Genomic DNA, 23,599 nt, shown 5'->3' with positions numbered 1-23,599 from the left:
ATTCCTCATCCCTGCTCCACCTACATTCACTCCAATTTATATTAATTTACCCATTATTATCAACATTATCCAACAATAAAAAGACGACCTTTATTCCCATCCTATTGGGGGCAAAAGTCGTCTTTTCGTTATTTGAGTAGGGCTAACTCTCGTATGCATCGATGAATAGCTTACAGTCTTTGGATCAACCAATAAAATGCCAGAACAAAAATAAGACAAGACGTTGAAATCATCATTTTACGATACCATGGGAACCTTCGCAGCCAAATCAAGAGTGGCAGTAACAAGCATAGCACCATCAGTTGACCTGTTTCTACACCTAAATTGAAAGTCAAGAGCGTGCCAATCAAATTGCCCTTTGGAAGTCCGGTTTCAGCTAAAGCCCCGGCGAAACCCATACCATGAATCAGACCAAATAGAGCTGTCAGTGCCCATCTCCATTTCGCCTTCTGAACAAACAAATTTTCCACGGCCACGTAACAGATCGTCACCGCAATCAACGCTTCGACCCAAGAGGGGATGACATGAAGGCGACCCGAAGCCACCAAGAAAAGTGTAATGCTGTGAGCGATTGTAAAAGCAGTGACAATTTTCAATGCCTCCTTGAAACGAGAGGCGATTAATACTAAGGATAACAAAAATACCAAATGATCATAACCTGTCAAAATATGTTCGATTCCAAGCTTATAATATTTCCACAAAACAGCGCCAAGCTTAGGCTGGGGAATGTTGATAAGGTTATTCGTTTTCGAGATGTTCGTATCTTGCTGGATATCCTGAGGAAGGTTGATCAGAATATCTCTTTTCGTGCTATCAATCAAATCCTGTTGGACATATTCACCTGCTTGGATCAAGATTCCATTTGTATGAGCAGGCACATCATCAAACACCAGATTGTAATGAAGATTACAGTGTTGGATCACTTCATCGGCGGTAAATGTTAGATGAAATTCTATACCTCTTGAGGTACCCTTATTTGCCATGCTCATCGAATTCATTTTCATCGTTAAAGGCTTCGAATTCGCATCTATGCGAAGATTTTTCTGCAGATAGGATTCGATTTTTTGCGAGAACTGATCTTCGTTCACCTGATTATCCAAGTTGCCACCGAATTGTGGAAACAAATCTATTTGATCAATAAAAAGATCATAGAGAATCTCGTTCTGTTCAATCTTTAATTCTGAGTAACCCATACTTTGAACATGCGCGAACGAAGTTGTGGTAGTCCCAAAAAATAATAAGATCATGATGAACAAGGACAGGAAAGAACGCTGCTTCATAAAGGAACCTCTTTTCATAAGATGCAAGTATGACAATCATCCCTACAGCCCAAAAGTATGCAAATATAGAGGAGAAGGCTAGCATTTCTGCTAACCTTCTTACCTTTATTGATTTACAATCATTTTAGCCATGGCTTGAAGATCGATAATTGAAATTTCATTATCCTGATTGAGGTCATACCTCTGAATGTCTGCCCAGTCACTACTAACTGACGTTGATCCGTTGTGTGCGGATATGATGGCCACATCGCCGATACTTGCATTCACATTCAAAGCCCCTTCAAAATTTTGTAAGGCGGAGTTAAGGGCGATAACTGACTGATTGACTTCCGTCTGAGTTGCGTTTACGTTACTCCATACTACGTTGGCTGCACTAATCGCTGCATGCAAGGTGCCAGCTGCGCTTTGCGAATATTGTCCCCACTTGGAACCGATCGACGCTGAGTCTAACTTCACTTGAGCAGCTGTAATTGCACTTTTTAGAGCTGTATTATCCAAAACCGCTACAGTTACATTGCAATCCTGTGTGAAATTACCATCCACTGTCCTTACAGTGATGACGGCAGTCCCAACTTTCAAACCAAGAATTGTGGCATCAGTCGTATCATTCAAACCTGTGACCTGCACGATACTCGGATCGCTAGACGACCAGATCACATTTTTGTTCAACGCATCCGCTGGGGAAACAGTCGCATGAAGCTGCACAGATTGATTCGCGACCATTTGAATATTCGCTTGATCAAGTAGGACTCCGTTAGCGGGCACATGGACTGTTATATTTGAAACGACAGTATATCCCTCGTCGTCCGCTGCTGTTGCTGTAATAGACGCAATCCCTCCGCTGTTTGCTTGGATAGTCGCAGTGCCGTTTACGTCTGCTACAACAGAAGCAACACTCGGATTGCTACTTGTCCATAGAACATTAGGGTTTGCCGCATCCACTGGCGCAACTGTCGCTGTCACTTGCGTCGTTTGCCCTTTCTCGAGTGTTACATCCTGTTTGTCAATCGATATCCCCGAGACTCTTATATACCCAGGTGGATCCACTCTTACAGTTGCTGATGCTTTAAAATTACCATCATAGGTTGTCGACGTTACCGTCGCCGTTCCGGGAAGATTAGCATTTAACGTAGCGATTCCGCCTGTGGCAGTTACGGAAACAATACTAGGATTGCTGCTTATCCAAGAAACTCTCTGATCGTTCGCATTACCTGGTGAAACAGTGGCGGTCAATGTTTGGATGTCACCCTGTGTCATTCTTATTTTCGGTTGATCAAGTGTCACTCCAGATACTGGCATGCTTGTAACGACCTGAAATGTCTTGCGATCCAATATCGTGTATCCGTCATTGAACAGGAACAGGGCATCATAAGTGCCTGGAGCAAGCCCACTGAAACTGACTTTACCGTCTCCGGATTTTGCATAATTCCATGTTATCGCTACACCGGAACCTGGAGGAGTGTCCCCCGTTTTGTAGATACCAACCCAATCTTTCCCATTGGCAGCAGCTCCCTTATACGATAAGGTAACGGGTTCCGATTGTAGGTATTGGGTTTTGTCCATAACTATAATCTGGCTAGTGGCTGCATCAGCGAACTGAATGTAAAATGCTGCGTATAAGTTAAGGATCAACATAAGGGTTAAAGCAAGTAAACCAGTGCGACGCAACGACTTTCGGTATCGGTTGTTGCTGAACGACAACTGTGGCATGGAATCCATTTTGGCACAACCTCATTTCTATGGTATAGGACTTTTAAAACCTAAACTGTGTTTGGAGATCCTTTAATTTCTGCAACTCGTACCATATTGCTCGTCTTAGTTTAAACTGTCCAAGAGTGTTTTTACTTGAGGGTTAAGGTTCAATACATTCAATATGATCGTAAGCGCCTCAGCACGTGTGGAGATGCCCTGCGGATCAAATAAGCCATTGCCCTTACCGCTGATAATGCCTGCTTCTGCCGCATCCTTGATTGAATTTACTGCATAAGAGCTTGCGCTTGTCATATCCGTTAAATTGCCTTTAGAAGCATCTTTCTCCAGTTTAGTCAAATTGACGATACGGGATAAAATAACGACCATTTCTTCACGGGTAATTGTTTTATCAGGTTTGAAAGTTCCGTCCTCGTATCCCGCTATCACTCCTGCACTAGCGAGTTTGTCGATGGCAGTTTGAGCCCAATGATTGTCAATATCTTTTAGTAAATGTGAAGGACTAGCATTTCCATTGATTTCGAATACGCGCGAGATGATCATTGCAAACTCAGCACGTGTGATTTGACCATCCGCATGGAAGGTTCCATCCTCATAACCATCGATAACGCCTAGTTTCACAAACGTATTTATGGTTTTTTCACCCCAGTGTCCTTTAATGTCAGCCAGTTCAACCGGTTTATCAGCCTTCTTGGCTTCCTCAACTCTGGAAGAGATCTCATTAACTAGTTTAATCTCGTTAATAATATCACTATTAAATACATTATTATTGTTGTTACCATTGTTGCTGTTGTTGCCATTGTTACCATTGTTTTCATTGTTGCCGTTGTTACCATTGTTGCCGTTGTTGCCATTGTTGCCATTGTTGCCGTTGTTACCATTGTTACCATCGTTACCACTAATTTTCACTTCAAGGGAGGTACCGTTAACCTTCTGTTCATCCCCTTGTCCGTTGGCAATAACAACATTGTCTATTGAAATCACCGAACTTTTAGAAGCTTGCGTCACAGATTTCGCCGTAAAGTTGAGTGAGAGCAGATCGCCTTGGGCATACACTTTCGAGCTCGTTCTAGCAGCTATAATCCGAACTTCACCTGGTACCTTCTCCGTTTGATTGATAACTTGAAATCCATCTAGTACTGATATAGCCGAATTGAACTTCAAACTCAACGGATCAAAGTGAAGCGTCAAGTCTTGCGCATACACTTGCTCGTATACGCTTTGCGTACCGTCACCTGTCAGTCCCATCTTTAGATCAAATGGTTGCCCAGATTGCACCTGTTGTAAACTTGTCAAGACAGACTTAGGCGCAGCTGGCGCTGGCGCTAGTACCAGTGCAAACCAGTTAAGATTCCATCCGTTTGCTTCTATGTTCAGCCTTATCGTGTGAGAGCCGGCATTTAAGAAAACTTCATCTGATACAGTCTTCCAATTCTGCCATCCACCAGTCGAAGGAAAAGATGTTATTTTCTGCGAAACACCATCTACAAGGAAATTGACTTTGCCTGTATAACCAGTGTTTACTGCTACTCTGTAATTTAACTTATAAGTTCCCGTGATTGGCACATTTACAGCGTAGTCCATCCAGTCCCCAGCATCAATGTATCCTACACTTTTTGTCCCCTCCGAACTGTCCTCTGTCTGAATCCCAGACATATCAACATAATCTTCCGCTTCTACTTTAATAATAGATTGCACAGATACGTTAATGCTTATTGTCAATGGCACGTTATTAGGATTTGACACATCAGATGGTAACGTTACAGTTCCATTTACAGTGAAGGTCTGGTTAGCCTTTACAGTGGGATCATAGTTTGAAGCTTCTACATCCCATGTCACGTAGGCATACCCCATACCTTCATCGGTAGCCAAGGATACTGCTTTGGGTAATCCAAGGGCGTCTGCTGTCTTAGCCGTTCCGATTGCCACCTCTGTAATGTCATCTGGCGCAATGATTCTGTTTAATTTACCACCGTTAACATTAATTTCAATGTCCTGCGACGAACGGTTATACATGGAATCCGCTGCATATACCCGGAGTATGTATGGTGTCGTCGGCGACACACCTGTAAACTTATATTGCCGATATTCTTTGTATGGTTTGTCTAGCGGCAGTGAAAGGCTGTTAAACGTTTTGTCCACTTTCCCAGTTAGCTTGTTGATAAGCTCAATATTGTATTCCAAATCGCGCACATTGTCATTTGCTTGCTTCAATGTAAATGCAAGTTCGTTGTTATTGAAGGAATCGACCTTAATTCCCTCGTCAAACTGCGGAGCTACGAGATCTCTTGTATCGCTCTTGTTATAGGTAAAGGCATCTTTGCCATCGCCAACGTTGACTACACGAGGTATGCTTACAAATTCATCTGTAGCTAAATTATACTGTTTGATGATAATTTTCGTTCCGTAGATCTCTAAGAAATTCGAGATACGAGGTGTGGTCGTATAATTGATATACGATCCCTCTATATATCCACCGTACGGACCGTTATCAATATAACTGGAATAGTTCGAACCACCGGAATCAAGATATGTAGCCGCACCTTGATAGAGAGAACGTTCGTCGGTCGGGTCGTATTGCGTATGACCTGACATATAAAATACCTGCGAAAAATTATTGTCGGCAACAAATTTACCGAAACTATTAGTTGCAGCGCTGTTCCATTGGCCTGACCACACAGTTCCGCCTATCGGGTAGTGAGCCATTGCAAGTATGGGTTTTTTCGGATCATAATCCGGTTCACTTTTAATTTCGTTGAGGAAATTAGTGGCTTTTCCCACTGTGTTACTGTTGTTCACATTTCCATCAAAACCAATTAAATTATATCCTTTTACCTTTACCCGATAAGCACTGTTAGAGAAATCATTATCGTACGAATTCGTTGATTCGTTCCACGCACCCGCCGTTCCGTCAGGTATGAAAGCTTCGGAGCCGCCCATATCATGATTGCCTTTTACTACATAGAACTTCGTCGTCTTGAATAAGCCCTCAGCTTTAAGTTTGTTGTATACGGTTTTAAAGCTATCCATCCACACATATTCATTAGCGTTGTTACCGCCTGTAATGTCGCCAGGCTGCACAATGACATCGGCCTGCGGGAATACTTGCAAGTCTTTTCTAATATCTGCTTCCTGACGTGAATCCACAGCATTTCCATTGTATTCCGGGTCGCTGCTATCAACTACATTTAAATCGGCGGGAGTTAACGTTTTATTGCTTTTTTCATAGATGAATATGGCGTTGTTTAGTTCACGATCGTTATAGTTGATCGTTTCCTGTGTATATAATTTTACTTTTTGCGTTGTTGCAACCGAATTTGCCATATTAAACACATTCTTCAAATAATCAAAATCGGTTTGGCTGAAGCCGTTGCCGAGACCGCTTGCTATTAGTGCATTTGCTTTTGATAGGGTGTCGTTAAGTGCCTTCATATCTACTTTATTTGCATCGTAACTATTATAATTTGTTTGAACGACATCACTGCTTAATGCACCTTTCCAAACCTTCAGATCAGCGATATCGAATGAATTACCACCATTGCCGCCCAAAGCGTCGCTACCTATATTTATTAGGTTCGATGTATCTAAACTACCGATTCCCAGCGATGATTCAGCCATCTCGTAACCATCAATATACAACGACCCAAGCATTTTATCTCTGTCTACAACAAATGTCACGTAACGCCAAGTGGAAGCATTAAACGTGTTGCGGCCAAAATTAACGGATGCGGTCGGGAATCCTATATTCATATTGACTGAATTGGCTGATGTAAAAATCGCCCACCCTGCGTTAGAGCTCTTACTAAAATCCTTGTTGGATAGAATTACCTGGTTAGTCTTCGTGTCGCCTTTATACCAGAAGGATGTGGTAAAACTGCCATCACCAACATTCAAGTTATGCGTCATACTGGCATAATTGCCATTTCCGCTTTCTACATGCAGAGCTTTGGTCCCGGGTAATACACCGTCTACATAACTTACATTTCCATGTGCTTCCAACGGATGATCTTGATCTGCATCATCCTTTAAATTATTATCGAATTTAATCGATGCAATAGGTGGGTTAGTATTTAAACCTGTGTTCGTGGCGCCATTATCTGCATGTACTGCGGTGTTCGATAACATACCGAATAGCATCGTTGATGCGAGAGTAACGGATAAAATTCTTTTCACTACAGAAAACCTCCATACTTTAGTTTTTCAAACAAACAAAGCTGATCGAGAAAGTCTGAGACGACAACTAAAGGCCATTCAATCCGAAAGCACCACCTCCCAAAATGCACTCATCCCTGTGGAAAAACCAGCATAACGAAAGTGTTTGCCACGATTAATAGTCGGGATGTCGAGCCTTGGCTTAAACAGCATTTTCGAGCTTAACTCAAAGGATTACGTTCAAAATAAATTTTATACTAATAAATTTAACATTAAAAAATCTGTATTTTCATGTTTATACAATATTTACTGTACATTTAAACATTAGCCAATTGGTTAATTACATGTAAAATGCGGGTTTATTTATTGTAAACATACGACTGTTATTTGCCATTTCAATGACCTTTGCTGCTTAATTTTAAGCCGATGACACCAATAACGATGAGTAGCATCCACGCTAATTGAGTTGGATTGAATGACTCTTTAAAAAGCACAAATCCCACCATGGTAATTAGAACAATACCGACACCTGACCAAATGGCGTATGCAACTCCAACTTCAATGTAAGTTAGAGCATAGTTAAGCAGGGTAAAGCTGAAGCCATATAAAACAAACATCAAAATTGACGGCCAAAATCGGGTAAATCCTTCGGATAGCTTCATGGACGTCGTACCCGCTAATTCAAAGAGGATGGCAAGTATTAGAAGTAACCATCCCAAACCACTCTCACCTTTCATCCGTGGATTCCTCCAAGTGAAGTTCAGCGTAAGAAGAGATGATCACATTCGCGTCATCAAGCCAACTTATGTCAGTTTGTGACGCATTATGAAACATTAACCCTATCGTGACTGCAGCTCCAGCGGATATCCCCATCTGCATATCGCTGTTGGTATCTCCAATCACAGCCACTTCATTCGGTGCCAAACCAAGCTCCAGGCAGGCCTTATATAACATATCCGGATAAGGCTTTCCCCGTTTCACCAAATCGTTACCAACAATAGCTTTAAAAAACTGGCGAATGCCCAACCACTGCAAATGTTTTTCCGCCTCCGCTGTGTCATCAGCTGTTACAATGCCCATGGGCACTTGTTGATCATGGCATTGCTTCAGAAAATCGATAACTCCTGGCATCGGATAAACGGGCCGAACTTGTGCCATTTCTTCATCTGCCAGCCGTTTACTTTCCCTTGCTATCCGCATGGATTCGCTCCAAGGAAGCCCAAGCCGATAACCTTGCCAAGCTAATATAGCGAGCAAATCGCCAGTCGATCCCATGGCGAGTGGCCCATTTCTACTATAATCAGCCACATGCCCTGAGGCATCATGAACCGTTCCCCATAAGTCTGAGAGGGGATCTATGATACCATCCGGTACCATAGATAAGACTGTACTTGAATAATTCCGGTACAACGACTCACTCCAATATCCCCAAAGACTTATAAAATTGAGTAGTGTACCATCCTTATCAAATAACACTCCTTTTACAGCATGGCTCTTCTTATTAATGATCAATTTTGGCATTCCAATCGCTCCTGAGATCCTCATATAGGTGAAACTAACTGTCTTTCCTTACCAATAAAGCTTCCGTTCGTCGACGCAGTCTTCCGGACGCCAACATAACAACCGTTCGCATAATCAGGTTGGCTAGTATGATTAGCAGCGACATGGCTGCCGCCTGAGCGGTATCACCTGAGTCCTCCATGTTAACAATTGCGATGGCGGCTGGTTTAAGGTCCGGCGCATACAAGAAGATGATTGCCGATACCGTCACCATACTGTTGATAAAATAATACATACAAATCTCCAAAATACTCGGTAATGACATGGGTAGAGTAACCCTGACAAGTGTCCTATACCAGGGGACATTCATCGTTTCGGAGGCGGCCTCAAACTCGCTATCCAGCTTTTTAAGCGCCGAGGTCATCGTTAAAAATGAAACCGAATAAAAATGTACAATATTGCAAATAATCATAATCCATATAGTCCCATATAACCCATGTAAGGGCTGGTTCGGATTATTAAAGAAGAATACATAAATGAGACCCAGCACCAATCCCGGTAATGCAAGCGGCAGCATCGACAAGAAATAAGCGCTATTTCGTAATAATGCATATCCGCGAGATTTTTCAATGAGATAGGCGAATAGGAATGTCACTACACCGCCAATCAGCGCAACACCAGTTGAAATGAGCAAACTATTCACAAATGGTCCCGCCCCATCAAGAAAACCTTCGTAATGGGAAAAAGAGATTTGTAAGTTGTAAGGCCACACTTTTACTATGGATCCATAGAGTGCTACAAGAATAATACTTAGAATAGCAGCAGATATAACCGAACAAAGCAGGAATAATAAGACGTCGCGCAGCTTATTTGCTTCAATCCGATATGGCATTGATTTCGCGCTAAGCCACCCGCTCTGCTTCCGTTGTGAAATTCGGTCTATAACAAACGAAAGCACAGCTGGAATTAACATCAGCACACCGACGGCGGCCCCCATTTGCATATTCTGTTGACCAATCACTTGCTTGAATAAATCGGTCGCAAGAACATTGAATTGTCCGCCTACAACCTTGGGTGCTCCAAAGTCAGTAAACGTCAGTACGAAACAAACAAAAATAGAGCTAATGAGAGCAAACTTGGTGCCTGGTACGGTTACCGTCCAAAAAGTACGCCATTTTGAAGCACCAAGCGTTTCTGCAGCTTCATATAATCGATAATCCGAACTCGCAAAAGCTACCGAGAGGATGAGAAATGCTTGTGGAAATGTATATAAAATTTCGGATAAAACAATCCCGATCTGCCCATAAAGCTCAATTCGAAATTCAGGCAGAAGCCCGAAAAAACCAGTTGAAATAAGTCCTTGATTACCAAACAAATAGATTAATGCTAATCCATGCAGCATGGATGGAGCAAAAAGCGGAAGGAGCGCTACAGAACGAAAAAACCATTTCCCCCTGATTCCGCTTCGCTCAAGCGCATAAGCAAATCCAAATCCGAGAGTTACCGAGACTACAGTTGTAATCAGTGAAACCTTAATTGAATTCCATAATGAAGTGACTAGAGTTGGTGTAGTAAAGTATTTGGAAAAATTAGCAAGTCCAATAAAATTCCCATCTTGATTGCTAACCGCTTTGATCAAGAGTTCACCAAGCGGTAATAGAATTGTAAAAATCAACGCCAGTATCATGAGTAGAATGAAACTGTTTTGACTCCAATTGTTAGTATTCGGTCGTATTCGTTTTAACCACGTATCCATGTCATTCACCTCCTCATCCGACTGCAATATCGGAAAGCGTATCAAACCGAATGACGTGTTCAGGCGGCAAGTTGAATGTTACCTTTTGATTCAGTTTGATATTAAAAGTCCCCATAGCCTGCGCCTGCAGATCAACGGTAAGGAATTGCATAAGCGGAGAATCCAAATGATCCAATAATTCTAGAACCATGCGATAATGTGTTCCTCGATATTCAATTTCCCGTACGATTCCTTGTCTGCCTTTCTCATGACCTTCTCGAACCAATTGAACATGCTCTGGACGGATAGCCAGAATTGGGTTCCCTTTTATACCATTATTCGTTTCTATAAAACTAACCGCGCCAATGAAATCGGCAATAAATGGGCTATTCGGACGTTCATACACTTCATTCGGGGTACCGATTTGAACGATTCGCGATTGATTCATGACTACTATGCGATCAGCCATCGTTAAAGCTTCCTCCTGATCGTGTGTCACCATTATTGTCGTCATCCCAAATTGCTTATGCAGACGACAGATTTCACGTCGCAGCTTCACACGAACCTTTGCATCAAGAGCAGATAAGGGCTCATCCAACAGCAAACAATCCGGTGAAAAGGCGAGTGCTCTCGCTAGAGCTACGCGCTGTTGTTGACCTCCTGATAATTGTGAGGGTACTTTATTGCACTGTTCCGCTAATTCAACTAATCCTAGCAGCTCATCCACGCGATCTACGATTTGGGACTTGGTTAATCGATTGCGAAGTCCATATGCAATATTTTCGGACACCGTTAGATTAGGGAATAACGCATATGATTGAAACATCATGCCGAAGTTCCGCTTTCCAGCAGGTACAGAGGTGATATCTTTTCCCTCGATGGTCAAATGGCCCCCATCCGCTTTTTCAAGACCCGCAAGGATACGCAGCAAAGTCGTTTTACCGCATCCGCTTGGTCCCAACAGACAGATAAACTCATGCTGATAAATATCTAGATTTATTTCCTGCAGCGCCTTTTGCTTCCCAAATTGTTTCGAAAGATTGCGAAGCGATAAATACCCTTTTTTCATAACAACTGCTCCTTTTTAACTAAATTACGCAAATAAATCGCTCGAAAATGGGAAGGATGCCACACATCGGCATCCCGTAATAATCCACCTCTATTTTTTCGGCTCTGACTTGGAATCGTATTTCTTTGTCCAATCTGCCAGCACGGATTCACGGTCTCTCGCAGCTTGGTACAAATCTAACTTGCTCAATTGTGAAACTGGATCTTTACTGTAACCATCCGGAATAATATTTCCATCTTGTTTAATACTTAAGATCGCGTAATTTTTATTGTATTCCTTCATCGGCTCCGCGCTAATCGCCCAATCCAAGAACAATTTCGATTCAGGCTTAATATCTTTCTTACTCACTAAAGCATTTGCTTCCATATCCCAGCCTGATCCTTCTTTAGGAAAAATAACTTCAACCGGGGATCCTTTCTTCTTCTCCTGGATGCCGCTATATCCATATGAGATACCGATCGGAGCTTCTCCTGAAGCTGCCATTTTCGCCGGCTTGGATCCGGATTGGGTATACATCATCATGTTATCATGCAATTTATCCATAAAAGTCCAAGCTTTATCCTTACCATACAATTGGATAAGTGCATTCACAGTCAAGTATCCTGTTCCTGAGGATGCAGGATTCGGCATTGCAATTAATCCTTTATATTCCGGCTTACCTAGATCCTCGTACGATTGGGGAATGGCCAAGTGACGTTTTTCCATTTCCACCTTATTTACAATGATGGCTGTTTCCCAGATATCAATACCAACCCATTTTGGAATACTCGATTTATCTTTAAATTCAGGGAGTACCTTATCGACACCTTTAGGCGCATACGGCTCCAGCATTTTTTGATCATCCATAACGAGCAAGCTTGTTGCGGCCAATCCCCAGATGACGTCAGCTTGAGGATTTTCTTTTTCTGCAATTAACTTGGCTGTCATAATTCCTGTCGAATCACGAACAATATTCACTTTAATTGAAGGATATTGCGCCTTAAATGAAGTAAGATAGGTTTTAATTTGTTCATCTTCCATTGCGGAATATACCGTGATTTCTGCCGCTTTGCTTGCAGCAGCTGTTGCTGCCGGACTCGCTTGGTTGCTGGTTGGAGCCGTACTTGCCGGCTTTGCTGTACCGCACCCTGCCAATAAACCAGTAATAAGTAACATAGACCCAAGTGATTTCCATTTCGTTTTCATAGTTAATCCTCTTTTCTCGATATCATAGTTTTGAAATGATTCTACTTCGATTGTTATGGTTTGTACGAATGAATCAAGTAGAAAAAGACCCCTCAATTCGTTCAATATATTTTGAATTAATAAGAAATTGTTGCGTTTTATTTCCTATTGTTCATTCCGTACAAAAAATATTGTACACTAATAAATTCCTTTTTGTGTCAACCTAGCGTTAACTCACCGTTAAGATTATGTAAAGAATCAATTACATTTTCCTAGTTATCTCTAGTGTTATTTTGCTATAATATATGTAATTCAAACAAAATCCATTGAATCTATTAGTCGATCAAGAATAGGAAGTGAACATTCAAATGTCTCAAAAAGAAGGAAATTACGCAACAGAACAAAGGGGACGTATCAGACAAAATATCATTGATGCTATTGCAGAGACGATGGATTTGTACGGGGCAACTCATTCTTCTGGACAATTGTACGGGATTATGTTCTTTGAAGATCGGCCAATGACGCTAGATGAGATGAAAATTCGAATGAATATGAGTAAAAGCAACATGAGCTATGCGGTTAGATCATTAGTAGAATCTCAAATGGTAAAAAAACTAGAGGAAAAACAGGAGAGAAAAGAACTGTATGCTGCTGAGGTTGATTTTTTTCTGGCGTTTCAAAACTTCTTTACACTTAAGCTCCAGCGTGAAATCAATGTAATGACAGAGTCCATAAGTAAAGCTCTTCCTGAATTGACAGAATTGATTCTTGACCAACATATATCGGACCAGGAGCGTAATCTTGCACTTCAAGATTTATATAAACTTCGGCATGGACAAACCTATTACGAATGGCTTCAGCAGTTTGTCAATGCCTTGAAGCGTGGAGAATATTTCAAAGATTTCTCTTCTCCAATCGACTGCTAATCATCCCAAATTGACATAGCTCCGCTGATTGAGTTACAAAAAACATCGAAATCCCATTTTATATGCTATGACCCGGAAGAAAGAACGTTAAGAAAATAGCGCACCATCCGGGTTGTACTTCTTCCACCCTATCCGATCCAAGCATATTCATACAAGCCTGTTCCCCACGATCGCGGACCATGATTGACAATACCGCGGAGCAATCCCCCCTGCGCTATCACCACAAATAGCTTCCAAACTTTCATATATAAAAGTAACAAAATTCATTATCTTTCTACGTATATCTCATCGAAATGCCTCTCCTTAAGGTGTAAAGCGCCTGGTGCAACGCTTTTTAACATGACACTACCTCAGCTGTAACCTGTTGTTCATGGTCCGTTCATTTTCGATGCCTATACTTTGGTCTATACGAAGGAGGCTAAACGCTATGTATCTAGCTATTCGAGAAATGCGGTTTGCTAAAGGTAGGTATTCATTAATCGCTACAATTATGGTGCTGGTCGCGTTTCTTGTTCTATTTGTCACCGGACTCGCACAGGGACTTGCGTATGATAACGCCGCTTCTGTCAAAAATATGGATGCAACACATTTTATTTTTCAACAGGATTCTAATCACCGTTTTACCCGATCTCAGATCAATCAGAATCAGCTTGAAAAGGCCGGCTTAATCGTAGGCCAAGAGAACGCAGAGCCACTTGGTGTGAAAATGACAACGGTTATTCCATCTGGAGAAACTGGGAAAATCGATGTTACGCTGCTCGCGGTTAATCTCAATAGCTGGCTGGCGCCAGCAATAACTGAGGGTTCCCCACTTTCCGATCAAATAAAAGGAAAAGTTCTAGTTGATCAAAAGTTGGCTGATTCTGGCGTCAAAATTGGCACAATCCTTGTAGATCAAGCTTCCGGTATAAAATGGACGGTAGGCTGTTTTGTTAAAAACGAGTCCTTCAGTCATACGCCGGCAGTCTTTCTAAATAAGCAGGATTGGCTTTCACTTCAAACACAGTCACTTACTACTCAAGGCACTGAATCAGTTGCTGACAGTAACATTTACAATGCAATCGCCATTAAAGCGTCTAAAGAAAAAGCGAAAGAACTTCAGTCCGCGCTGCCAAATACAGAAGTGATCAAGAAGTCTGATGCCGTATCCGCGATTCCTGGTTACAAAGAAGAGCAAGGCTCGCTGATGATGATGATCGTCTTCTTGTTTGTTATCTCTGCTTTTGTATTGGCAGTATTCTTTTATGTCATCACGATTCAGAAAACCAGTCAATTTGGTATCTTGAAAGCCATCGGTACACGTACTGCCTATCTAGCTAGAAGCGTAACACTGCAGGTGTTGGTTTTATCGGTCGCCAGTTTGCTCCTTAGTGTCCTGTTAGTTACATTGTTTGAGGCCATATTGCCAAGCTCTATGCCATTCCAATTAGGTTTCTCCACCTTGCTACTTACTTGCTTGTCTTTTGTAACCATGTCTTTGGCCGGGTCACTATTTTCCGTGTGGAAAGTCGCCAAAATTGACGCATTGGATGCGATTGGGAGGACAGCAGCATGACAAACAGACTTGTCTTACAGGAGATTACACGTACTTTTGAGGATGGCGGTATCGAAAGAACGATTCTGGATAAACTAAATCTTGAGGTCGCCGAAGGTGAGCTGGTCGCCGTAATGGGCCCTTCAGGCTCGGGCAAAAGTACATTTCTTTCCATAGCAGGAGCACTACTTGAACCAACGAGCGGGCATGTTCTTCTCGATGGTGAATCCATTATAAGCAAAAACAAGCAAGAACTATCTGAGCTTCGACTTCAAAAAATCGGGTTTATTTTTCAAAGTGCCAACTTGATTCCCTACTTGAAAATTGATGAACAATTAATTCTTGTAAGCAAGTTAGCAGGGATGGAAAAGTCGAAGGCAGCCAAACGAGCAAAAGAGTTACTCGATAAGATGGGATTGTCTCATCGTCGTAATGCCTATCCGGAGAAACTCTCTGGAGGAGAGCGTCAACGTGTGGCTATCGCAAGAGCCATGATGAATGACCCTGCTGTCCTGTTCGCCGATGAACCAACAGCCAGTCTAGATGCTTCTCGAGGGCTCGATATCGTAAGTATGATCGCCAAGCAAGTCAAGGATCAGCGAAAGAGCGCGGTGATGGTTACGCATGATGAGCGAGTACTGCCTCTTTGTGATCGCGTACTTTTTCTTGAGAATGGAAAACTAATCGAGAAATAAAAAAAAGAAAACAGAGCGCGCAACGTTGCGTACTCTGTTTTTAATTTCCTATAGTGGTCGTATCATAGCACTCTCGTGATCCATCCTGATATTCGACAATCACACCGAAAGATGGATCTGTCCCGATGATTACTATCCCTTTTTCAGAGAACAGAATCGTCGTATTTATCTCTTTGGCATAGTAAGTCCAACTAGCTGTTAAGGAGCCTGCATTCCCATTGGAAGTTTTTAACAGTAGCAACGCATGATCATCTACATTCGTAGGCTTGTGCAAGGTTGAGCACAAAGCCCCCACTTCGCTGAAACGATCAACCAGCAGCCACTGCAGCAAATCAACTTTATGGATGCCTAAATCGCCTAGTGCGCCTGAAAAGGCATGCTCTTGACTAGCTATTTTTGCCATCCACGCTCCAATGCTCGGGTCCTGAGTGCCCAAACGTTGTGCTAAAACTAAGTACTTTGCCTAATTTACCGCTTAGTAGAATTTCCTTCGCTTTGCGATGTACCGGCATAAACCGCTGATTACTTCCTCAAATCTGGTATGGTTTTTCAAAGGATAGATGTAGGGAATGTGTAGAAATGGCAAGACATCCACAACCTGATGAATGTTGTACGTAAAGTGCCACCAAAGGAATTCAGTCTCTTCCTCACTATCTTTGTATTGATCATGCTTGAGATGAGGAGGTATAAAGATAACGGTTCCAGGCAGCAAATTATATATCTTATCCTGCACTTTCAGCTTGGCAGATCCTTTACGTATATAAGTCATCATATAGTACTCTTCAAAAATCCGATCGCGATAGTTCATCTCATTTCGATGATGGCTATCAAATTTTAGGATTTTTAAATCTGCTATTTCCAGCAGTGCGGAGATCACATCTGTTAACACCCGTGCCACATCCTTCTTACGGACATCTCTTTTCGATTACCATTATACGCCATTTGTTGGCCTGGTTCACGATACGATGCGATCATAAATCAAATCCCAAAAAAATCCTTCGTTGTTTGTGCTGTTGCATCTGAAACTTCCTGGGCAGATCTACCCAGACATGCAGCAACTGTCGCTGCAATGTGCGGGAGAAAAGCAGGCTCATTGCGGCCATCCTGCGGCTTTATGGGCAAATCCCTTGGGGTAAGAAATGGCGCATCGGTTTCTAGCATTAAACGATCTAATGGTATTTTCTTCACCAACTCACGCAAGTGCTTGCCTCTACGTTCATCGCAAATCCAGCCTGTAATTCCGATATAAAATCCTAGCTGTAGATAAACCTGCAGTTCTTGCAGCGATCCCGTAAAGCAATGGACAACAGCCTTTTTAATTGAACCGACATACGGCTTCATGAGACGAACGAAATCATAATGAGCTTCTCTCTCATGCAGGAAAAGCGGCATTTGCAGCTCGCAGGCAAGCTGAATCTGTTCCTCAAACCATTTCCGTTGTACATCGCGAGGTGAAAAATCACGGTTATAATCCAGTCCACATTCACCAATAGCAACCACTTGAGGCAGCTTCGCCAGTTGACGCAGCTTATCCATCGTGTGCGCTTTGCAATTGCGTGTGTCGTGCGGATGTATCCCTGCTGTCGTAAATAATTTCCCAGGAAATCTACTTGCATATCGCGACGCATCGTCGCTGCTTCTTATGCTTGTGCCCGTCAATAGGAGTGGGGTCACTCCCGACGCAACTGCCCTTGCAACCACCTCGTCGCGGTCTTGATCAAAAGAGCGATGCATTAAATTCACACCTATGTCGATAAGTTGATTAGTCATTGTAGTGTGCCTCCTCTCACATGTTTCATTTAGCACCTTTTACTGTCGCCATAGGTTTACATTTAGCTACAACTTTAGCTAAGCCCGCTCCGACGACACTTTCAATAATCTGATCCACATCTTTGTATGCTTGAGGCGATTCATCTAGAATAGACTCTAACGACCTTTGGTTTACTACAATTTCCTCATCCGTACCTACTCGCATGGAAGAAGCAAATTCATTCAGGGTAATCAATCTTTTCGTCGCACTCCGTGAGCGAATTCGTCCTGCTCCATGACAAATGGAGTGAAAGTTGGCTTTGCCATCCGTTGCTCCTACCATAATGTAGGATGCTGTCCCCATTGAACCCGGAATCAGTGCGGGGTGACCTGTTGTTAAATAAGGCTGTGGGTTATCAGGATGCCCGGGTGGAAGCGACCTCGTTGCCCCTTTGCGATGAACAAAATAGGACTGCCCTTCATGCTTTTCCTCCCACGCGTAGTTATGCATAAGATCATACAAAGTGGTCATTTCAAACTTCGAGCCAAACACATCTTTTCCAGCCTCCCGAATGGCATAGGCAATCAAGTGGCGATTTACAACCGCATAATTGAGCGCTGAATACATCAGATTCACATAAGTCTGAGCTGCCGAATGTTCTAAAGGTGCAAACAACAGCTTAGGATCGGCCGTTCCTAATCCGTTCATCCGCATTACCTTCAACATGTCACTGCTGCAAGTTTGACTCACAGAGCCACCCCATGCGCGCGATCCCGAGTGAATCATAATGACCACTTGACCATCAAATAGTCCCCAGGCTTCAGCCACCTCCCTGTTCTCTTCCGCAATTTCAATCGACTGAATTTCTGCAAAATGGTTCCCATTCCCCAGCGTCCCAAGCTGACGATGTGATCGATGCCAAACTTGGCTCGACAATCGATTCAAGGCATTTTCATCCATTGAAAACTTACTGCTCTCTACATGTGTAAGCGATGTCGCCTTACGAGGTGTATAGCCGTCGGGTATATACTTCTTTGGAAGTCCATGCAGTCCTTTGGTGACGATGTGTTCCAATCGAATGTCAGAGAAATGGCCACGCGCGTGATCTTCAACGGGCAAATACTTCTCGATCGTCTTCACCAGCTTGCGGCGCAGCTTCACTTCCTTTAATTCATCTTTATGCAAATTCGTCATATGCACGCGCATGCCACAACCAATATCGCTGCCAACAATGGACGGTGATACATATCCGTTATGCATATTCCAAACCGCTGTCGTGCCTATACATGTACCAACACCGACATGTACGTCAGGCGTATAACTCATATACACTTGATTGGGTATCTGCAAATTGTTGTTGGCCATCTGAAATACTTGGTAGTCTAACGCATTAAACAACTCAGATCCTGCGTACACATGGACGACTCCTGATGGGAGCTGGACCTGCCTACTATAATTTTCTTTCATTCGTTATGTTCCTCTCTATTTCCCTTATGATGTGGACGCAAAAAAGCCATAGACCAACATCGTCTACGGCTATATCATGTCAAATTTAAACTAGGCGTACGTAATGCGTACCTACGTATTCGTCACAAATCCGGTTGAGACCGATGGGATAAATTGCTTTTCAGTTGTCAGGTTATTGATAGAAATTTGATTGCGAATCATATCGTCGGCCTCCTTTCCATTCATTTACAAACATCATACGAGTCAAAGGTAAGAACTGTCAATCCATCTGCGGCGGAAAGATTAATTATAATGATCATGTCTATTAATAAAATTTATCAGTTCTTGGACATGTTTCTTTCTCCAACAAATGAGTTCAACTGCTCCAATAAGTTGCCTCCACCGTTAAAAGAAATCGTCCCGATTTTCTCACAAATCTTCTCAAGGAACTCCAGCTCCTTTAGGCGAAACAGGGTTTGGTTCTCATCCATAAGCTTAGCCGTATTCAACAGGCTTCTCGTAGAAGCTGTCTCCTCACGCCGCGTAATGAGATTGGCTTGCGCTTTCTTCTCAGCCAACAAGACCGTATTCAGGATATCCTTTATATCGCCTGGCAAAATAATATCTTTCACACCGGCTGACAAGAACTGTACGCCATAATCTACACTTTTCTCATTCAAGCGTGTCAAAACGTAACTGGAGATTTCTTGTTTCATTTTCAGCAAATCATCTAATTTCAAAGTACCCACATACTCACGTAAGACAAGCTGCAGCCCAATGTACATTTGATCTTCAAACGATTTGATTTCAAGCGCTCGAAGTGGGTTCATAATACGATATTGGCATACAAAGTTAAGTCGCAGGGTTACCTTATCCTCCGTCATCATTTCTTGCCCTGTCATATCCATTTGCTGTTGACGCAGATCAATGGTTTTCACAGATACGCCAATTGGTCCCCTCCAAAAATAATATCTGCCAGGAGCCAGCTCTTTTTGCATGACATGGTTATAAAACAGAACGCCACACTCGTGATTAGCCACATCAAAGGTTTGATAGTAACTACTTATCTTAGGAAGGATCGCGAGATCAATTTCATTAGGTAATTCAGGCTGACGGATATCTACACGAAGATAGGTGTGCTTCTTCAAAACATTCCAAAAAGCATAGCTTCCAGTTGTCAACAATTCAACGAGCTTGCCATCTTCATAATGCAGGACATATTCATGGTCTTGAACCTGTATGATATCCAGCTCTTGAATGAGTATATCGTCATGTATAAACAATGGCAGATCTTTCCCTTCTACATGAAAACGGTGCATGACATTTAAAATCTCAACATGATCATCCGAAAAGGGTGACAGGCGATATGTGCCTGGTTGTAAGCTTTTATAGTAGCTGCCTTTACGAAAAAGCAGTCCTCGTTCGTCATTTTGAATCGTCACTTTTTTAAACATGGTAAACCTCCTTGAAGGGTAGATCACGTAGTTGGAGTCCTCCTGCGCTTAGGGCGGAGTTCTGCTTAAGAATACAAGTCATGTATAACGCCATTCGAAAACTAGTTGGAGACGTTGGGTTTCACTATTAAACCGTAATCTGCCCGCCATTTACAAACGGTTTTAAGCATGCTTGCAATCGGTATCTGCAGACTGCATAGCCGTAGCGCAGTGTGCCATTTGAAAGCCACAGAAGACTCCAGTACACGATCATTTAGGGTTTTTACAGCTAGATTAATCGTTCAACACGATTGGGGATTCGAACCCCTTCACCAGGGAAATGTAGGCCGAAATGAACATTACAGTATACAAACACATAGAAATGTGTTGCACTGCTGGACGATTTGAAATCCTAGCCTAGGTAAAGTCATCCGTACCTACATTCAAATTTATGAATATACGTCCATTGACGTCTATCATCACTACCATTTTCTAAACACCTTTAATCGCAACCATCGGCTTACAAGTCGCCACCACATCAGCTAATGATGCACCCACAACACTATCAATAATTTGATCCACATCTTTATAGGCTTGCGGACATTCATCAAGGATGGTTTGCAGGGAGCGATGATTAACCAATATCTCATCATCCGTCCCAACTTTCATAGATTGTGCGAATTGATCAACGGTGACAAGCTCTTTGGTTGCTTTCCGTGATCTCGCTCTGCCCGCACCGTGACAAATGGAGTAGAAGTTCTTCACCCCTTCGTCTCTCCCCACCATAATGTAGGATGAGGTTCCCATAGAACCAGGGATTAATGCCGGATGACCCGTCTCTCTATAGGGGGCTGCATTCAGGAAATGACCTGGCGGCAGCGCTCTAGTCGCACCCTTCCGATGCACAAGCATCGGTTGATTGCGGTGAAATTCCTTTAGCGCGTAGTTATGCATGAGGTCATACAAGACTGGCATTTCCATATTTTCGCCCAATACTTCTCGGAACGCTTCTTGCACACCGAAGGCAATCATATGACGATTACTGACTGCAAAGTTTAGAGCGGAATACATGAGATTTAAGTAGGTTTGCCCTTCATGACTTGCAATTGGCGCGTATAAGAGATTCCGATCTGGATTGACAACACCCCAGCTGTACATCGCTTCTCTGAACACCTTGGTGAATTCTTGCCCCAACATAGCTCCCCATGCACGAGAGCCAGAATGAATCATCACGACAACCTGACCATCGAATAAGCCCCATTTTGCCGCCAAATCCTTCTGAGCCTCCGCCACTTCGAGATACTGAATCTCGATAAAATGGTTCCCACCACCGAGCGACCCAAGCTGCCCGTGGGCATATTTGCGGATTTTTTCCGGCAACCTTGCAAGGTAGTCATGATCAAATTTGAACGTTGACTCTTCGACATGTGTCAGCCACTGTTCAGCTGTTATATATTTCGCTGGGAGTCCTTTTAAACCGTTTTTGACGACATCCATGATATCGATATCTGCATAATTCGTATTGGTACGCTCGTTGGTTGGGACATATTTCTCGATCGCTTTAATTAATGCTCTACGAACACCTTTGTCTTGCATATCACGTTTATGCAGAGATGTCGTGTGCACACGCATGCCACAGCCTATGTCCACCCCTACAATGGAAGGGGAAACGAACCCATCTTTCATACTCCAAACTGCCGTTGTCCCAATGCATGTACCAATACCAACATGGGCGTCAGGCGTGTAGCTCATATGCATATTGCGCGGAATCCGCAGGTTATTATCTGCCATTTCAAATACTTTGTTTTCAAAAGATTGAAACACATCCGGATTAGCAAACACATGAAGATTGCCATGCTCTAGATTCATTTCGTAATGATTACCGCCGTGCACCATTGTTTTCATATCCATTTGGTTAACCTCCGTTTTTCTTCTAGAGCTATCTTCGCTTATTTCCCTACGCACGAACAGGGTGAAAGTATGACGACAGGTGAGAATTTTAGCATTTTCTTCCAACATTGCTCGGCAACCTATAAATCTTTAGCCGCATCAAATAATAGTAAAAAAAACGTCCCATCAGGGACGCTCTCAGCATATTGTGGTCGGTTTATGAAATTACATCCTCCAGTCGACGATCCGGCGATGTCCCAAGCTCTCGTTGCAGCAATTGCTCCAATTCGCGATACTGCCTCATCGCTTCATTTTTTCGTCCGAGCTCTGCATATAACTGCATCATTTTGTAATGAATATCTTCCCTCATATCATCGATCTTCAGTATTTCACTGTAGAAATGCAGCGTTTGCTGCGGACGATCATGGTTCCGATGATGCTGAGCAGTCTGCTCCAATACATCTATAAACTGATGCTCTAATGATCGACTTAGCTCGATGGCCCACTCATAGGATCTGCCTTGCAGTAGAGGTCCCTTATAAAGAGCTTCCGACTCTTCCAACAGAGCCGCGCTCTCACCGGGCGATCGTCTAAGTTCCTTCATTAATCGCTCAAACTCATATAGATCGCACCTCAGGTCGTCCGTTTCCAAGCGAATCTCGTTGCCAGCTGTTGTAATCCCGCCGCCCGACCGGTCGTATCCAATCGCTTTGCGGATAGCGTACAGCGTTGAATTCAAATTTTTCATTGCGTTGTCCGGGGCTAAATCCTGCCACAACATGTCCGTCACTTCTTCCCGGGTGACCGTTCTTTTGCAAGCTAGGAAAGCAAATAATTCCTCAGTTTTCGGACTTCGCAATCGAACTGTCTCTTTCTTTCCTTCGCTCGTACGGCGGATAATTTTCAAACCTCCGAACAATTGAACGTCCAGATTCGGGATGGGTTCCTCCTGACGACGAACCCTTCGAATCTTCTCCATGGTGACTGCCAGCCTCTCCGACGTAACGGGTTTTACGATATAATCCAGCACGTTAATTTCATAGGCCCTAACGGCATGCTCATCAGAACCTGTCACTAACACAATATCGATATTTCGCCGCATCTCGGTTAACAACACCGACATTCTCATTCCGTTTATATCGGGCATGGAGATGTCAAGAAAAGCGACATCGACGTCATGCTCTTTTGCATATTCATATCCTTCCTGAGGATCTAAGAATGTTTCGATGCTTCCGATTCCACCCATTTCAGACAAGAGGCGCTTCAATCTTCTTATCGCCATTTCCTCGTCGTCTATGATCATTAAGCGCAGCAT

The 23,599-nt window shown here is 42.9% G+C and carries 18 protein-coding genes; 3 read left to right on the top strand and 15 right to left on the bottom strand.

Annotated elements, in window-relative coordinates; all coding sequences use genetic code 11:
• Nucleotides 1-170: 170 nt before the first annotated feature.
• The 8 genes from A8709_RS10060 to A8709_RS10025 form a co-directional block, all read right to left on the bottom strand.
• Nucleotides 171-1,298, bottom strand: coding sequence for a HupE/UreJ family protein (locus A8709_RS10060; protein WP_244163146.1), 1,128 nt, complete (start codon nt 1,296-1,298; stop codon nt 171-173).
• Nucleotides 1,299-1,385: 87 nt separating this feature from the next.
• Nucleotides 1,386-2,999 (bottom strand): Ig-like domain-containing protein, encoded by a 1,614-nt coding sequence (locus A8709_RS10055; protein WP_065852222.1) that lies wholly within the window; start codon nt 2,997-2,999, stop codon nt 1,386-1,388.
• Nucleotides 3,000-3,095: 96 nt separating this feature from the next.
• On the bottom strand, nt 3,096-7,163 hold the full coding sequence (locus A8709_RS10050; RefSeq protein ID WP_065852221.1) for an S-layer homology domain-containing protein: 4,068 nt from the start codon (nt 7,161-7,163) through the stop codon (nt 3,096-3,098).
• A 374-nt stretch (nt 7,164-7,537) separates the two neighbouring features.
• Nucleotides 7,538-7,879, bottom strand: a complete 342-nt coding sequence (locus tag A8709_RS10045; protein ID WP_084224797.1) for a DMT family transporter — start codon at nt 7,877-7,879, stop codon at nt 7,538-7,540.
• Entirely contained in the window at nt 7,869-8,663 is a 795-nt protein-coding gene (locus A8709_RS10040) for an HAD family hydrolase (protein ID WP_065852220.1), read from the bottom strand. Before A8709_RS10040 ends, A8709_RS10045 begins: the two co-directional genes overlap by 11 nt.
• A 34-nt stretch (nt 8,664-8,697) precedes the next feature.
• On the bottom strand, nt 8,698-10,398 hold the full coding sequence (locus A8709_RS10035) for a putative 2-aminoethylphosphonate ABC transporter permease subunit (RefSeq protein ID WP_065852219.1): 1,701 nt from the start codon (nt 10,396-10,398) through the stop codon (nt 8,698-8,700).
• Between the two features lie 13 nt (nt 10,399-10,411).
• Complete coding sequence (locus tag A8709_RS10030) at nt 10,412-11,446, bottom strand: ABC transporter ATP-binding protein (RefSeq protein ID WP_065852218.1); 1,035 nt, start codon at nt 11,444-11,446, stop codon at nt 10,412-10,414.
• A gap of 90 nt (nt 11,447-11,536) precedes the next feature.
• Nucleotides 11,537-12,631, bottom strand: coding sequence for a putative 2-aminoethylphosphonate ABC transporter substrate-binding protein (locus A8709_RS10025; RefSeq protein WP_065852217.1), 1,095 nt, complete (start codon nt 12,629-12,631; stop codon nt 11,537-11,539).
• 347 nt (nt 12,632-12,978) lie between these two features.
• On the opposite strand from A8709_RS10025, the gene A8709_RS10020 reads away from it, so the two are divergent.
• From A8709_RS10020 to A8709_RS10010, 3 genes are all read left to right on the top strand, one after another.
• Nucleotides 12,979-13,536: a GbsR/MarR family transcriptional regulator gene (locus A8709_RS10020; protein ID WP_065852216.1), complete on the top strand. Its 558-nt coding sequence runs from the start codon at nt 12,979-12,981 to the stop codon at nt 13,534-13,536.
• Nucleotides 13,537-13,963: 427 nt separating this feature from the next.
• Nucleotides 13,964-15,091, top strand: coding sequence for an FtsX-like permease family protein (locus A8709_RS10015; RefSeq protein WP_065852215.1), 1,128 nt, complete (start codon nt 13,964-13,966; stop codon nt 15,089-15,091).
• A complete protein-coding gene (locus tag A8709_RS10010; RefSeq protein ID WP_065852214.1) occupies nt 15,088-15,765 on the top strand; it encodes an ABC transporter ATP-binding protein in 678 nt (225 codons plus the stop codon). Before A8709_RS10015 ends, A8709_RS10010 begins: the two co-directional genes overlap by 4 nt.
• Nucleotides 15,766-15,805: 40 nt before the next feature.
• On the opposite strand, the gene A8709_RS10005 is transcribed toward A8709_RS10010, so the two are convergent.
• The 7 genes from A8709_RS10005 to A8709_RS09975 form a co-directional block, all read right to left on the bottom strand.
• Nucleotides 15,806-16,168 carry a Gfo/Idh/MocA family protein gene (locus A8709_RS10005; RefSeq protein WP_065852213.1) on the bottom strand — a complete coding sequence of 121 codons (363 nt, stop codon included), beginning with the start codon at nt 16,166-16,168 and terminating at the stop codon, nt 15,806-15,808.
• A gap of 72 nt (nt 16,169-16,240) precedes the next feature.
• Entirely contained in the window at nt 16,241-16,663 is a 423-nt protein-coding gene (locus A8709_RS10000; RefSeq protein ID WP_141692481.1) for an AraC family ligand binding domain-containing protein, read from the bottom strand.
• An 80-nt stretch (nt 16,664-16,743) separates the two neighbouring features.
• Nucleotides 16,744-17,535, bottom strand: coding sequence for a TatD family hydrolase (locus tag A8709_RS09995; protein ID WP_065852211.1), 792 nt, complete (start codon nt 17,533-17,535; stop codon nt 16,744-16,746).
• Between the two features lie 25 nt (nt 17,536-17,560).
• Nucleotides 17,561-18,982, bottom strand: coding sequence for an RtcB family protein (locus tag A8709_RS09990; RefSeq protein ID WP_065852210.1), 1,422 nt, complete (start codon nt 18,980-18,982; stop codon nt 17,561-17,563).
• Between the two features lie 317 nt (nt 18,983-19,299).
• Nucleotides 19,300-20,415: a slipin family protein gene (locus A8709_RS09985; protein WP_065852209.1), complete on the bottom strand. Its 1,116-nt coding sequence runs from the start codon at nt 20,413-20,415 to the stop codon at nt 19,300-19,302.
• Nucleotides 20,416-20,886: 471 nt separating this feature from the next.
• A complete protein-coding gene (locus A8709_RS09980) occupies nt 20,887-22,299 on the bottom strand; it encodes an RtcB family protein (protein WP_065852632.1) in 1,413 nt (470 codons plus the stop codon).
• A 202-nt stretch (nt 22,300-22,501) separates the two neighbouring features.
• The gene (locus A8709_RS09975) at nt 22,502-23,599 is read right to left on the bottom strand and encodes a BTAD domain-containing putative transcriptional regulator (protein ID WP_065852208.1); all 1,098 of its coding nucleotides are present in this window, start codon (nt 23,597-23,599) and stop codon (nt 22,502-22,504) included.

This window comes from Paenibacillus pectinilyticus (assembly GCF_001700435.1).
Classification (GTDB): domain Bacteria; phylum Bacillota; class Bacilli; order Paenibacillales; family NBRC-103111; genus Paenibacillus_E; species Paenibacillus_E pectinilyticus.
This window is presented reverse-complemented; position numbering and strand designations above follow the sequence as displayed.